Source organism: Sinomonas soli (assembly GCF_054782415.1).
Genome location: NZ_BAAGSN010000003.1, coordinates 117,979 through 131,128, shown reverse-complemented (window position 1 = coordinate 131,128; position 13,150 = coordinate 117,979). Strand labels below are relative to the sequence as shown.

Below are 13,150 nucleotides of genomic sequence, written 5' to 3'. Positions count from 1 at the left end.
TCCTTTCCTCACCCTCGCCGACCGGCCGGGCCGGAACCGTGGGCCCGGGCCCGGCCGATCAGCTGCAGGGAATCAGCGCTTCTGCTTGACGATCTTTTCCTGGTTGACGTCGCCCTCGGCAAGAGCATCGTGCTCCTCGTGCCCGGCGCCGACCAGCAGGCTGTCGCCCTCGCCGAAGAAGCCCTTCTTGAACTCCGTGACGGCGGTCTTGAGAGCCTCGACGGTGTCGTCCTCGAGCTTGCCCGTCTGGGCCAGCGTCGTCAGGATCGACGTCTTGCGCTTGAGGTAGTCGAGGAAGTCCGCCTCGAAGCGGCGCACGTCCTCGACGGGGACGTCGTCCAGGTAGCCGCGCGTGCCGGCCCAGATGGACACGACCTGCTCCTCGACCGGGAACGGCGAGTACTGGCCCTGCTTGAGCAGCTCCATGAGGCGGGCGCCACGGGTCAGCTGCTGGCGGGACGCCGCGTCGAGGTCGGACGCGAACATCGCGAACGCCTGCATGTCGCGGTACTGGGCGAGGTCCAGCTTGAGCGTGCCGGAGACCGACTTCATCGACTTCACCTGCGCGGCGCCGCCGACGCGGGAGACCGAGATGCCGACGTCGACCGCGGGGCGCTGGTTGGCGTTGAAGAGGTCGGACTGCAGGAAGATCTGCCCGTCGGTGATGGAGATGACGTTGGTCGGGATGTACGCCGAGACGTCGTTCGCCTTCGTCTCGATGATCGGCAGGCCGGTCATCGAGCCCGCGCCGAGCTCGTCCGAGAGCTTCGCACAGCGCTCGAGCAGACGGGAGTGCAGGTAGAACACGTCGCCGGGGTACGCCTCGCGGCCCGGCGGGCGGCGCAGGAGGAGGGAGACGGCGCGGTACGCCTCGGCCTGCTTCGAGAGATCATCGAAGATGATGAGGACGTGCTTGCCGCCGTACATCCAGTGCTGGCCGATGGCCGAGCCGGCGTAGGGGGCGAGGTACTTGAAGCCCGCCGGATCGGACGCCGGGGAGGCCACGATCGTCGTGTACTCGAGGGCGCCGTGGTCCTCGAGGGTCTGGCGCACGGCCGCGATCGTGGAGGCCTTCTGGCCGATTGCGACGTAGATGCAGCGGACCTGCTTGGTGGCATCGCCCGAGGCCCAGTTGGCCTTCTGGTTGATGATCGTGTCCACCGCGATGGCGGTCTTGCCGGTCTGGCGGTCGCCGATGATGAGCTGGCGCTGGCCGCGCCCGATCGGGATCATCGCGTCGATGGCCTTGAGGCCGGTCTGCATCGGCTCGTGGACCGACTTGCGCTGGGTGACGCCGGGCGCCTGGAGCTCGAGCGCGCGGGTTCCCTCCGCGGCGATCGGGCCCAGGTCGTCGATGGGCGCGCCGAGCGGGTCCACCACGCGGCCGAGGAAGGCGTCGCCGACCGGCACGGAGAGGATCTGGCCGGTGCGGTGCACCTCCTGGCCCTCCTCGATGCCGCCGAAGTCGCCGAGGACGATGACGCCGATCTCGCGGACGTCGAGGTTCTGGGCCAGGCCCAGGGTGCCGTCCTCGAAGCGGAGGAGCTCGTTCGCCATGACCGAGGGAAGGCCCTCGACCCGGGCGATGCCGTCGCCGGCGCTCGTGACGCGGCCGACCTCGACGCGCTCAGCCGTGCCGGGCTGGTAGGAAGCCGCGAAGTCGTTCAGCGCGCTGCGGACGTCGTCGGCATTGATGGTCAATTCGGCCATCTTCAGTCCTGCTCTCTTGATCTCGTGGTCATCGAAAGCGGTACTGCTGCGATGACCGGATTGTCTTGTACGGAGTGTGCTGATGCCTCAGCGTGCCTGGGCGGCCAGCTGACGGCGCAGCTCACCGAGCCGCGTCACCGTCGAGGCATCGAGCACCTCGTCGCCGACCGTCACGCGGAGGCCGCCGACCAGCGACGGTTCCACGGTCGTGTTGATCTTCAGCTCGCGCCCGTAGAGGGAGTTGAGCCCGTCCTGGAGCCGCTGCAGCTGCGCCTGGGTGAGGGGACGCGCGACGGCGACGTCGGCGATCCAGCGCTTCTGGCGCGCCGCGGCGAGGGACGCGAACTTCTCCACGAGGGCCGTCGGCTTGGCGCCGCGCGGGGCGGTCACCGCCTGGTCGATCAGCAGCCGGGCCTCCTCGGACGCCCGCGGCACGAGCCGCAGGGCGAGGGTGCGCCGGGCCTCCGGGGAGGCCTGCTGCTCGGTCAGTGCAGCCTGGAGCTCGTGGCTGCCCTCGACGGTGCTGTTGAACGCGAACAGGTCGTTCTGGAGCTTCTCCAGCCCGCTGAGCCCGCTCGCCGTCCCTGCGCCCTGCTCGGCCACGGCGCATGCCACGGTCGAGGCGACGGTCTCGAGCGCATCGCTGATGTCGCGCGCTCCGGCCCACCGCGAGGCGGCGAGCTTGGCCGTGATCTCGACGGCCTCGCCCGAGGCCTTGCCGTCCAGCAGGCTGTGCACGAGGGCCGACTTCTCCGCGCCCTCACGGGACGGATCGGTCAGCGCGCGGCGAAGCCCGGCGGAGCCGTCGAGGACGGCGAGGATGCCGAAGAGCTCCCGCGCCAGCGACAGCGAGGCCGTGGGCAGCGTGGTCTCCAGGTCCGCCAGTGCGGCGGCCAGCGATTCGCTCGATGCTCCTGCCATTACTTCGCCGCACCTGCGTTCTGGGACTCCAGCTCGTCGAGGAAGCGGTCCACCACTCGGGCAGCGCGCGCATCGTCGTCGAGGGACTCGCCGACGATCCGGCCGGCCAGGGTCGTGGCCAGGGTGCCCACCTCGGAGCGGAGCGACGCAACAGCCTGCTGGCGCTCGGCCTCGATCTGGACATGCGCCTGCTCAGTGATGCGGGCGGCCTCGGCGGCAGCCTTCTCCTTGAGCTCGGCGAGGATCTGGGCGCCCTCGGAGCGGGCCTCCTCGCGGATGCGGTTGGCCTCGGTGCGGGCGTCGGTGAGCTGCTGCTTGTACTCCTCGAGGGCTGCGGACGCCTCCGCCTGGGCCTTCTCTGCCTTGGCGATGCCCCCCTCGATGGCCTCGGCCCGCTCCGCGAACGTCTTCTCGAACGCCGGGACGACGAACTTGACCACGATGAAGAGCAGGACGGCGAAGCCGACGGCAACGACCAGGATCTCCCACCAGCTCGGCATGAGCGGGCTCTGGGCGCCCTCGGTGGCGGCGCTAACAATGAACTGATGCATGTGTTGCACCCCTCCTATCTACTCGGTTCTGGCTGTGTGTGCCGTGTTCTGGGTCAGAGAACGAAGGCGAACACGAGGCCGAGGATCGCGAGCGCCTCGGTGAGCGCAAGGCCGAGGAAGGCGATCGGCTGGAGCACGCGCTGCGCCTCCGGCTGGCGGGCCACGCCGTTGATGTAGGCCGCAAAGACGAGACCCACGCCGATGGCACCGCCGATGGCGGAGAGACCGTAGCCGACGAGGTTGAGGTTGCCGGTCATTGTGTTCCTTTCAGGCTGCCCTGGAGGGCGGGTTGAGTGATCGGTTCATCCCCTGTGGAGGGGAAGTCTCAGTGGGCGTCCGCGTGGAGCGCGCCCTGGATGTAGATGGCGGTCAGAAGTGTGAAGACGTACGCCTGAAGCACCATGATCAGCGCCTCGAGCATGTACATCGCGGTCGCGCCGACGAGGACGAGGAGCGAGGTGCCCTTGAGCAGGACGCTCTCCTGCGCGATGAGGAACGCGATGCCGGACCCCGCGAGCGCGACCACGAGGTGGCCCGCGAGCATGGTCGCGAAGAGACGGAGGCTGTGCGTCATCGGGCGGACGATGAAGTTCGAGATGATCTCGATCGGGACGACGATCGGGAGGATGTACCACGGAACGCCTGCCGGGACCACGGTGAGCTTGAGGAACCGCGGGCCGAACTTCTTCAGGCCGACGCCGATCCAGGTCACGTAGACCAGCGCCGCGAGGAAGTACGCGCCGCCGACGTGGGACATCGTCGGCAGCTGGAAGAACGGGATGGCGCCGTAGATGTTGTTCACCAGGATGAAGAAGAACAGCGAGAAGAGCAGGGGCACGAACTTCATGAAGTCCTTGCCGCCGATGATGTCCTTGCCGATCGAGTTGCGCACGAACCCGTAGAGGTACTCGCCGGCGAACTGGAGCTTGCCGGGGACCAGCTGGCCCTTGCGGGAGGCTGCGATGAAGAACCAGGCGATGAAGACGACGGAAAGCAGGACCATGAGCATCTGCTTCGAGAAGCCCTCGTGCGCGCCCCAGGGGAAGATGGCCGGGAGGTGCATGTCCTCGAGGGTGGGCGGGGTGAAGGCGCCGGAGTCTTCGGCCGGAAGCGTGAGCGGGGTCAACGCGATTCCTCTCTGCAGTGTCCATCGTCGGGCAGATGCTGGGGCGAGTGGCTTCGACCCCCACATGTGAAATTTTTCGGGTGCTCCATCAGCGACGGTCCGCCTCGGCGTCATCGCCTGGATCCCGAGGCTCAGCGGGGCCCGTTCGGTGCGTGAAGAGCCCATGCTTCATGGTCAGGTAGATGCCGCCGGCAATCCCCACCAGAGCGCCAGCGAGCACGAACCAGCGCGTTTTCAGGAGATTGTCCAGCCCCCACCCTATCAAACTCCAGACAACGATCCCGCCAATCACGTAGCTGAAGACCGCCATTCCGGAGTTGTAGCCGCCGTCGCCCTCGGGCTCCGCGGGGACCGGCCGGCCGGGGGTGTCCTCACGCATGGGGACCCTCCTTCCCGGACGACGGCGCGGCGTCGCCGCCCGCGTCGCCGGGGGCCGGGGCGTCGTTGAAGATCTGCAGGCGGAGCCTGCTGAAGCCGTAGAGCTCGGCGGCCTGCCAGACGACGACACTGGCAATTCCGGCGGCGCCGAACCAGGGCCGCGAGATCCAGGCCGGGGTGCCGATCCAGAGCAGGATGCCGGCGAAGCCGACGATCTTGAGCACGTAGACCACGGCGAACACCCCGATGGCCCCCGAGGGGTTCCGCCGCCCCACAAGATGTCCCGCGAGGAGGCTCAGGGCGAAGAAGGCGATCACGATCACGGCCGCGAAGGCCACACTGGCGGCGGCCGGAGGGCCGGTGAAGGCCAGGGCCGCAGCCGCGAGCAGGACCGCCGCCGCCGCGGACGCCACCGTGCAGGCGCCGGCGAGGCCGAGCCACGGGGTGCGTCCCGGATCGGATCGGCCGACGCGGGAACGGCCGAAGAAGCCGTGCCGGTGCGTCATGGGGTCCATTTCATGCCAATTCGTCGGCGGCCTGCTGCCAGGAGGCCGGCGGGGGTGGGTGCTCCACTATTCTACACAGGATAGAAGAGGGTCGTGCCGCCCCCCGGCGGGACGGGGGCGTGCGCCGTCAGGGGGTCCGGCGCGCGCGGCGGGCGCGCAGCCAGGACGGGGACGTCAGGTAGGCCACGAGGACAGCGGCGGTCACAACCTGCGCGGCAAACACCCCACCCGAGGACGCGGTCGCCGCGTAGAAGCCGGCGAGGCCGGTCAGGACGGAGGCCGCCGTGACCAGGAGCGCGACCTCGAGGTGCCCCAGCCCGTTGTCCGTGAGCCGCTGGTACACGTGTTCCCGGTGCGAGGCGTACCAGCGCTTGCCCTGCAGCGTCCGCCGCACGAGGGTCGCGAAGGTGTCCGCGAGGTAGACGAGCACGGGCGAGAAGACGTACTCGAGCGGGAGCTGGGCCAGGAACGCGGCCACCGCGGTGAACGAGATCCCGGCGCCGAGGAGGTAGCTGCCGACGTCGCCCATGAACATCGACCCGCGCAGGACGTTCCACGGCAGGAAGCCCGCGAAGGCGGCCGCGAGCAGCACGCCGGCGACGACGAGCCAGCCGTGGCCGGTGGCCGCGCCCGCCGCGGCGTAGAGGACGCCCACGGCGACGGCGTGCAGCCCCGAGATCCCGTTGATGCCGTCCATGAAGTTGGCCACGTTGATGTAGGCCGCCACGGCGACCATGCCGAGCGGGAGCCACCACAGGCCCTTGCCCGTGACGAGGATGATGGCCAGGGTGCCCGCGAAGCCGACCGCAAGCTGGAGGCCGGCCCGGCTCGCGATGCGCAGGCCCCGCAGGTCCTCCGCCCACCCCACGGCGGCGGCCGCGACGGTGCCAGCCACGACGCACGCGGCCAGCCCGGCGCCGTCGTCCGCGAGGCCCGCGCCGAAGGCGACGGCCCAGCCCGCGAGGAGGCCGATGCCGACGGTCAGCCCCAGCCCCCGCACGGTGGGGCGGGTGTGGGAGGACCGCTCCCCCGGGACATCGATGACGCCGAGGCGGGTCAGCACCGGCCGGGCGAGGACGGGCAGCGCCGCGCTGACAGCGAACGCCAGCGCCGCGGCGACCGCGATCACGCCGCCCCCGACCCCGGAACGGCCTCGTGCGAGAGCTCGGTCTCCTCCTGCACCTGGGCCTCGATCATCGCCTCCTCGGTGCGGGCGCACTCGGCGAGCCAGCGGTCGTAGTCGAGCCGGTCCGGGGCGATGCCGGACGAGGTGGCGTGGGAGATCTTGGGGTGGAGGGGGCGCACGTCGGCGACGTCCGGGTCCACGAGGTCCTCGTGCAGCTTCTCGGCCGGACGCAGCCCGGTGAACACGACGTCGATGTCCTTGCCGGACATCGCGATCATGCGCTCGGCGACGTCGAGGATGCGGACCGGCTCGCCCATGTCCAGGATGAGCACCTCTCCCCCGCTGCCGATCGCGCCGGCCTGGATCACGAGCTGGCAGGCCTCGGGGATCGTCATGAAGAACCGGGTGACCTCGGGGTGGGTGACAGTGACGGGGCCCCCGGTGCGGATCTGCTCGGAGAAGAGCGGCAGCATCGAGCCGCGCGAGCCCATGACGTTGCCGAAGCGGACCGAGACGTAGCGCCGGCCGGTGCGCCCCGCCATCCACGCCGTGAGGCGCTCCGCCATCCGCTTGGAGTGCCCGAGGACGGTGGTGGGCGCCGCGGCCTTGTCGGTGGAGACGTTCACGAAGGCCTCGACCCCGACGGCCTCGGCCGCCCGCAGGACGTTGAGGGTGCCGACGACGTTGGTCTTCCAGGCCTCGGCGGGGTACTGCTGGAGCAGGGGCGCGTGCTTGAGCGCGGCGGCGTGGAAGACCACCTCGGGCCGCCGGTCGCGGAAGACGCGGGTGAGCCCGTCGGCGTCGCGGATGCTCACGAGCACGGTGTCCCGGCCGTCGAGCAGGCCCCGGCCGGTGAGGGAGATCTGGGTGGCCTGGAGTGCTGTCTCGTCGTGGTCGACCATGATGAGCTCGGCCGGGGCGAAGGGGTGGATCTGGCGGCAGAGCTCGGAGCCGATCGATCCGCCCGCGCCGGTGACGAGGACGCGCTTGCCCGTGATGTACCCGGCGATCTCCTCGACCTTGATGTCCACGGGCCGGCGGCCGATGAGGTCCTCGACGGCGACCTCGCGGAAGTCGGTGACGCTGTGCGCGCCGCCGCCGAGCATGTCCTTCAGCGGCGGGAGCACGAGCACCTTCACCCCGAGCCCCGCCACGCGGTCCGAGACCCCGCGGATGAACGCCGCATCGGCGGCGGCGAAGGCGAGGATGAGCGCCGTCGACCGCGTGCGGCGGATGAGGTCGGGCAGATCCTCGCCGGTGCCGAGCACCTGGACCGAGGAGACCCGCAGGTGCTTCTTCGCGGGGTCGTCGTCCACGAAGCCGGCCGGGTAGTACGGCGACTTCGGGTCCTGCATCATGCGGGTGACGAGGTTCGAGCCGAGGAAGCCAGCACCGTAGACGAGGGCCTGCTGGGCGTTCTCGCCGGGCTTCTGCCGACTCTCGACCCACATGCGCTTCGCGTAGCGGCTCGCCGCCATGAACAATGCGGCGAACGGGAACGCGATGACGCCGGTGCTGCGCGGAATCTGGAGGCTGAAGCCGAGGAACGTGCTCAGGAGCACGAGGATCGTCGCCACGATGAGCGTGACCGAGACCAGGAGCCTGGCCTCCTCGAACGAGCCGAAGCTGTAGCGGCCCTGGTACAGGGCCATGCTGAAGCCGACGACCGCCTGGCACAGGATCGCGAGCAGGCTGAAGGCCGCGACACCGTTGGGGGTGAGGGTCTGCTCAGTGAGCTCGTAGCGGAGGACGACGGCGACGAGGATGGCCAGCGTCCATGCTCCGGCATCCAGGACGAACTGGATCCAGCGCCACAGCACCGGCCTCGGGGCCTCCGGCGTTGGTGCGGAGAAGCTCATGCGCGTTTCAGTGACTCTCTTCCGTGGGGGCGTCCGGCGTGTGCCCCGCGTGCGTGTCCAAGATACTCTGCCGCGCCGGACGGCACGTTCAGGCTCAGCTGCGCGGCGCGACCATGCGGCGGTACCGCCCGGCGCGCACCGACGTGGGCAGGAAGCGGTACACCGCCCGGATGCCCACGTTGCGCAGCCAGTCGGCCCGCGTGATGAAGCCGCCCGCGAGGAGCTGGTCCTGGGTGGCGACGTCGTTCGCGAGCACCCGCAGGCCGCCGCGCCGCTCGTAGGCTCCGCCCGAGACGCGGTAGCGCACGAGCGGTTCGGCGAGGTTGCGCACCGCCGCCCCCGCCGCGATCATCCGCGCCCACAGCCAGTAGTCCTCGGCGGCCGGCACCGACTGGTACCCGCCCACCGCCTCCGCGGCGGCGCGCCTGAAGACCACTGTGGGGTGCGAGATCGGGTTCCGGGCGCGGGCGGCCGCGCGGATCTGCGGCGGAGAGGTCGGGACCGATCGCGTGGCGAGGACTGCCGCCTCGTCGTCGCCGATCTCCTCCATGGCGCTGCCCACCAGGTCGGCGCCGGCCTCGATGACGGGAAGCTGGGCGGCGAACCGCCGCGGCAGCGAGATGTCGTCCGCGTCGGCCCGGGCGACGACGGCGTGGCTGCAGGCGGCCAGACCGAGGTCGAGGGCCGCGGTGATGCCGACGTTGGCCGGCAGCGCCAGCACCCTGACGGCGGTCGCCGGCCCGGCGATGGCCTGCGCGTCGTCGAGCGCGGCCTGGAGCTCGGCGTGCACCGGCCCGTCGCGGACGATGACAACCTCCGCCGGCGGGCGCTCCTGCTCGGCGGTGCTCGAGGCGAGCGCGCGGCGGAAGCGGCCGGCGGTGTCGCCGTCGTACACCGGCAGCAGGAGGCTGAAGGGCTCGCCCGCCGGCAGCGGCGCCGCGGGCGGGAGCTCCGGCACGGGGCGGAGCGGGTAGATGCCCGCGAGGACCTCTGCGTTGCTGCGCGGCGCGCGGAGGGCGTCCCGCATGCCCCGGGCGAGGCACCCCGCGAGGAGCCGGCGGTCGGAGGACTTGGCGAAGGTCCTTGCCCAGATCCGCGCGGTCGCGTACGTGTACGCGAGCCGCTCCCAGGGAGCGAGCGAATGCGTGCGGCCGTAGAGCCAGAACCGGTTGCGGACCTCGTAGTAGAACCGGGGGCCGGGGTCAACGTCGGTGGTGCCGAACTTCTTGGTGTGGTGGGTGACCACGGAGCCCGGGACCTGGATCGCGTCATGGAAGCGGGCGAGCCGCGTCGTGTACTCGAAGTCGTCGCCCCAGAGGAAGTAGTCCGCGACGGGCAGGCCGAGCGCCCGCACCGCGTCGCCGGCGAGGAAGCACGAGACGAAGGAGGCGCTGCGGATCGGGCGGGCCCCGACGGCTGCGGCGCGGCGGCGCTGGGCGGCGGTCACGCCGAGCCGCTTGCGCATGGAGTTCATGGGATGCTCGCGACCGTCGGACCAGACCACGTGGCTGGCGAGCACGGTGGGGCGGTGCTCGGGTGCCTGCGCGTACCGCGTCCACGCGTCGACGGCCGCGGCGAGGGTGTCGGCGTGCGGCTCGGTGTCGTCGTCCATGACCCAGACGAGGTCCGCGCCGTGGTCGAGCACGGCCCGCTCGATCCCGACGGTGAAGCCGCCGGCGCCGCCCACGTTGGTGCCGAGCTCCACGAGGTCGATCGCCAGCGGCGTCTCGAGCGTGCGGACGAACTCGGCCGAGCCGTCCGTCGAGGCGTTGTCCACGACCACCACCGCCGCGGGCAGCATGCTCCCGGACGCGAGGCCCGCGAGGGTGCGCGCGAGCAGCTCGCGGCGGTTGAAGCTCACGACGACGGCGACGACGCGCGGGGGCGCCTCCGCGGTCCCGGCCTCAAAGGGTGCAGGGGCGGATTCCGTGGCGCTCATGCGGGCGGGAGCTCTGCCTGCTCGCCGGTCCCCGGGGCCTTGGCGGCAGTCTCCCCCGCCGGGGCCTCCTCGGCCGAGGCCTCCGCCGGGAGGTCCTGAGGGGCGTCCGCAGGTGCCGCCTCAGCCGGCGGCTCCTCGGCCGGGGCCTCCGCAGGTGCCGCCTCAGCCACGGGCTCCTCGGCCACGGGCTCCTCGCCGAGGCCCAGCACGTCGGGGGCGACCTCGCGGATCGCTTCGAGGCTGAGCGCGCCCTGGCGCACGATGCGCAGGTGCTCCCCCGTGCAGTCGATGATGGTCGAGGGCAGTCCCGCGGAGCCGGCCCCGTCCCCGCCGGTCGGGCGGAAGCCCTCCTCGAGGTAGACCTCCACGCTCTCGGCGAGCTGGTCCCGGGCCTCCGCGGCGGTCTGGGCCGCCGCGTGGCCGGTGCGGTTCGCGCTCGAGACGGCGAGCGGGCCGGTGATGGTCAGGAGCGCCTGGGCGAGCTCGTCGTCGGGGATGCGCAGGGCCACCGTGCCCTTGGTCTCCCCCAGGTCCCAGGTCAGCGAGGGCTGCGCGTGGAAGATGAGCGTGAGGGGCCCGGGCCAGAACTTCTCGGCGAGGGCGCGGCCGGCGGCCGGCACGTCCGTGGCGAGGCCGTCCATGGTCTGCAGCCTCGGGATCAGCACGGGCGGGGGCATCGAGCGGCCGCGGCCCTTGGCGGCCAGGAGCGTGGCGACGGCCTGGGCCGAGAAGGCGTCGGCGGCGATGCCGTAGACCGTGTCCGTCGGCATCACGATGCACTGCTTCTGGGCGATCGCGCGCTGGGCATGGGCGAGGCCCTCGGCGCGCTGCTGGGGATCGGTGCAGTTGTAGGTCGCGGTCGTCACGGCGACCATTCTTCCACGGGCTCTGCCGTGCCCTGTCCGGGCCTCACCGGCGCACGGCGCTCGTGGCGCGCGGGAGGCCGTTGAGGTCGTTGTGCGAGCGCACCGCGGTCCAGTGCGGGCTCGAGGCCAGCCGTCCGGCGATGCGCCCGGCCTGCACCTCGGCGTGCTCCATGACCAGGAACCCGCCGGGGACGAGGAGCCGCGCGGCCGTGGCCGCAGCGGCCAGCGGAAGCTCGAGGCCGCCGTCGGCTCCCCCGTAGAGGGCCATCTCGGGGTCGTGCAGGGCCGCCTCCGGGTCCCGCGGGACCATGCCCGGCGGGATGTACGGCGGGTTGGTCACCACCACGTCCACGGCGCCGTCCAGCTCCGGCAGTGCCGTGCGCAGGTCGCCGCGCACGAGCCGGACGCGGCCGCCCACCTCGGGCAGCGCGAGGTTCCGCGCCGCCCACGCGTGCGCGAGCTCCGACAGCTCCACCGCGTGGACCGCGGCGCCGGGCACCTCGTGCGCCACGGACGCGGCGATCGCCCCCGACCCCGTGCCGAGGTCGACGACGACGGGGCGCCGGCCCGTGCGGGCCGGCCCCTCCGCGTCGGGCGCGTCCCCCGGGGCGGGAGCGAGCGCGGCCGGGAAGTGCTCCGCGATCCAGTCCAGGGCCACCTGGACCACGCCCTCGGTCTCGGGCCGGGGGACGAACACGCCGGGCCCCACGGCGAGCGTGAGGTGGCGGAAGGGTGCCCTGCCCGTGAGGTGCTGCAGCGGCACGCGCCGGGCGCGCTCCGCGACGAGGTCCCAGAAGCCGTCAGGGACGGGATGGCCGGCAATCGCAAGCGCCCGCAGGCGCCCCAGGCCCCCGCCGCCCAGCAGGTCCCCCGCGGGCGCATGGGCGAGCAGGTGCTCTGCGAGGAGCTCCGCGTCGACGCGCGGGCTCGGCACGCCGGCCTCGGCCAGGATCGCGGCTGCGCGCCGCAGCGCGGCGCCGAGGTCGCCCTCGGCCTCCGGCTGCGCTCCCCCGCCGGGCCCGCGGCCGACCCCGTCGGTCATTCGCCGAGCGCCTCGAGCCGGTGCTGCTCGTCCATGTCGATGCAGGACTGGATGACCGGGCCGATGTCCCCGTCCATGACCGCGTCGAGGTTGTACGCCTTGTACCCGGTGCGGTGGTCCGCGATGCGGTTCTCGGGGTAGTTGTAGGTGCGGATGCGCTCGGAGCGGTCCATGGTGCGCACCTGGGACTTGCGCGCCTCGGCGTTCTCGGCGTCGATCTGCTCCTGCTGGTGCGCGAGCAGGCGGGAGCGGAGCACGCGCATGGCGGCCTCGCGGTTCTGCAGCTGGGACTTCTCGTTCTGCATCGCCACCACGATGCCCGTGGGAAGGTGGGTGATGCGCACGGCCGAGTCCGTCGTGTTGACACTCTGTCCGCCGGGACCCGAGGAACGGTAGACGTCGATCTTGAGGTCGTTGGCGCCGATCTCGATCTCCTCGGGCTCGTCCACCTCGGGGAAGACGAGGACGCCGGCGGCGGAGGTGTGGATGCGGCCCTGCGACTCGGTGACGGGCACGCGCTGGACGCGGTGCACGCCGCCCTCGTACTTGAGGTGGGCGAACACGCCCTCAGCCGGGTCGCTCGAGCTGCCCTTGACTGCGATCTGGATGTCCTTGTACCCGCCGAGGTCGGACTCGGTCGAGGAGAGCACCTCGGTCTTCCAGCCCTTCGACTCGGCGTAGCGCGTGTACATGCGGGTGAGGTCGGCGGCGAAGAGCGCTGCCTCGTCGCCGCCCTCGCCGCCCTTGATCTCGAGGATCACGTTGCGGGCGTCGTTGGGGTCCCGCGGGATGAGGAGCCGGCGCAGCTTCTCCTGGGCGTTCTCGTGCCCCTCCTTGAGGACCGGGACCTCGGCCGCGAACTCGGGATCCTCCTCGGCCATCTCCTCGGCCGCCTCGAGGTCGTCGCCGAGCTGCTTCCAGCGGTTGTAGGCCTCGACGATGCCGTTGAGCTGGGCGGATCGCCGCCCGAGCTTCCGCGCCTGCGCCTGGTCCTGGTAGACCGCGGGGTCGCTGAGCTGCTTCTGGATCTCGGCGTGCTCGTCCAGCAGTCCTTGCACGGACTCGAACATGTGAGGGCCTTTCTGGGGACGGTGCAGGAGGAAGGGGTGAGCCGGTACCGGCTCAC

At 71.7% G+C, this 13,150-nt stretch carries 13 protein-coding genes; all 13 read right to left on the bottom strand.

Annotated features, from left to right (window positions below):
- Positions 1 to 72: 72 nt before the first annotated feature.
- The 13 genes from atpA to prfA all read right to left on the bottom strand — a co-directional run bounded on the left by atpA (position 73) and on the right by prfA (position 13,094).
- Positions 73 to 1,710, bottom strand: a complete 1,638-nt coding sequence (atpA, locus tag ACYVKZ_RS01765) for a F0F1 ATP synthase subunit alpha (RefSeq protein WP_460990307.1) — start codon at positions 1,708 to 1,710, stop codon at positions 73 to 75.
- A gap of 87 nt (positions 1,711 to 1,797) precedes the next feature.
- On the bottom strand, positions 1,798 to 2,631 hold the full coding sequence (locus tag ACYVKZ_RS01760; RefSeq protein ID WP_460990306.1) for a F0F1 ATP synthase subunit delta: 834 nt from the start codon (positions 2,629 to 2,631) through the stop codon (positions 1,798 to 1,800).
- A complete protein-coding gene (locus ACYVKZ_RS01755) occupies positions 2,631 to 3,182 on the bottom strand; it encodes a F0F1 ATP synthase subunit B (RefSeq protein ID WP_460990305.1) in 552 nt (183 codons plus the stop codon). Before ACYVKZ_RS01755 ends, ACYVKZ_RS01760 begins: the two co-directional genes overlap by 1 nt.
- 53 nt (positions 3,183 to 3,235) lie before the next feature.
- Positions 3,236 to 3,439 carry an ATP synthase F0 subunit C gene (gene atpE / locus ACYVKZ_RS01750; RefSeq protein ID WP_066498570.1) on the bottom strand — a complete coding sequence of 68 codons (204 nt, stop codon included), beginning with the start codon at positions 3,437 to 3,439 and terminating at the stop codon, positions 3,236 to 3,238.
- A gap of 68 nt (positions 3,440 to 3,507) precedes the next feature.
- The gene (gene atpB / locus ACYVKZ_RS01745; RefSeq protein WP_460990304.1) at positions 3,508 to 4,308 is read right to left on the bottom strand and encodes a F0F1 ATP synthase subunit A; all 801 of its coding nucleotides are present in this window, start codon (positions 4,306 to 4,308) and stop codon (positions 3,508 to 3,510) included.
- A gap of 88 nt (positions 4,309 to 4,396) precedes the next feature.
- A complete protein-coding gene (locus ACYVKZ_RS01740; protein ID WP_460990303.1) occupies positions 4,397 to 4,687 on the bottom strand; it encodes an AtpZ/AtpI family protein in 291 nt (96 codons plus the stop codon).
- The gene (locus tag ACYVKZ_RS01735) at positions 4,680 to 5,192 is read right to left on the bottom strand and encodes a hypothetical protein (protein WP_460990302.1); all 513 of its coding nucleotides are present in this window, start codon (positions 5,190 to 5,192) and stop codon (positions 4,680 to 4,682) included. Before ACYVKZ_RS01735 ends, ACYVKZ_RS01740 begins: the two co-directional genes overlap by 8 nt.
- Before the next feature lie 127 nt (positions 5,193 to 5,319).
- Positions 5,320 to 6,321, bottom strand: coding sequence for an MraY family glycosyltransferase (locus ACYVKZ_RS01730; RefSeq protein ID WP_460990301.1), 1,002 nt, complete (start codon positions 6,319 to 6,321; stop codon positions 5,320 to 5,322).
- Positions 6,318 to 8,177, bottom strand: a complete 1,860-nt coding sequence (locus tag ACYVKZ_RS01725) for a polysaccharide biosynthesis protein (RefSeq protein ID WP_307003786.1) — start codon at positions 8,175 to 8,177, stop codon at positions 6,318 to 6,320. The genes ACYVKZ_RS01730 and ACYVKZ_RS01725 overlap by 4 nt, the downstream gene beginning before the upstream one ends.
- A gap of 94 nt (positions 8,178 to 8,271) precedes the next feature.
- On the bottom strand, positions 8,272 to 10,116 hold the full coding sequence (locus tag ACYVKZ_RS01720) for a glycosyltransferase (RefSeq protein WP_460990300.1): 1,845 nt from the start codon (positions 10,114 to 10,116) through the stop codon (positions 8,272 to 8,274).
- The gene (locus tag ACYVKZ_RS01715; RefSeq protein WP_460990299.1) at positions 10,113 to 10,982 is read right to left on the bottom strand and encodes an L-threonylcarbamoyladenylate synthase; all 870 of its coding nucleotides are present in this window, start codon (positions 10,980 to 10,982) and stop codon (positions 10,113 to 10,115) included. The genes ACYVKZ_RS01720 and ACYVKZ_RS01715 overlap by 4 nt, the downstream gene beginning before the upstream one ends.
- 43 nt (positions 10,983 to 11,025) lie before the next feature.
- Positions 11,026 to 12,024: a N5-glutamine methyltransferase family protein gene (locus tag ACYVKZ_RS01710; RefSeq protein ID WP_460990298.1), complete on the bottom strand. Its 999-nt coding sequence runs from the start codon at positions 12,022 to 12,024 to the stop codon at positions 11,026 to 11,028.
- Positions 12,021 to 13,094, bottom strand: a complete 1,074-nt coding sequence (prfA, locus tag ACYVKZ_RS01705; protein WP_460990297.1) for a peptide chain release factor 1 — start codon at positions 13,092 to 13,094, stop codon at positions 12,021 to 12,023. Before prfA ends, ACYVKZ_RS01710 begins: the two co-directional genes overlap by 4 nt.
- Between the last annotated feature and the right edge of the window lie 56 nt (positions 13,095 to 13,150).

Coding starts and splice junctions, on each gene's coding strand:
- atpA (WP_460990307.1), bottom strand. CDS start 1,710: ATGGCCGAATTGACCATCAATGCCGACGACGTCCGCAGCGCGCTGAAC.
- ACYVKZ_RS01760 (WP_460990306.1), bottom strand. CDS start 2,631: ATGGCAGGAGCATCGAGCGAATCGCTGGCCGCCGCACTGGCGGACCTG.
- ACYVKZ_RS01755 (WP_460990305.1), bottom strand. CDS start 3,182: ATGCATCAGTTCATTGTTAGCGCCGCCACCGAGGGCGCCCAGAGCCCG.
- atpE (WP_066498570.1), bottom strand. CDS start 3,439: ATGACCGGCAACCTCAACCTCGTCGGCTACGGTCTCTCCGCCATCGGC.
- ACYVKZ_RS01740 (WP_460990303.1), bottom strand. CDS start 4,687: ATGCGTGAGGACACCCCCGGCCGGCCGGTCCCCGCGGAGCCCGAGGGC.
- ACYVKZ_RS01735 (WP_460990302.1), bottom strand. CDS start 5,192: ATGACGCACCGGCACGGCTTCTTCGGCCGTTCCCGCGTCGGCCGATCC.
- ACYVKZ_RS01725 (WP_307003786.1), bottom strand. CDS start 8,177: ATGAGCTTCTCCGCACCAACGCCGGAGGCCCCGAGGCCGGTGCTGTGG.
- ACYVKZ_RS01720 (WP_460990300.1), bottom strand. CDS start 10,116: ATGAGCGCCACGGAATCCGCCCCTGCACCCTTTGAGGCCGGGACCGCG.
- ACYVKZ_RS01710 (WP_460990298.1), bottom strand. CDS start 12,024: ATGACCGACGGGGTCGGCCGCGGGCCCGGCGGGGGAGCGCAGCCGGAG.
- prfA (WP_460990297.1), bottom strand. CDS start 13,094: ATGTTCGAGTCCGTGCAAGGACTGCTGGACGAGCACGCCGAGATCCAG.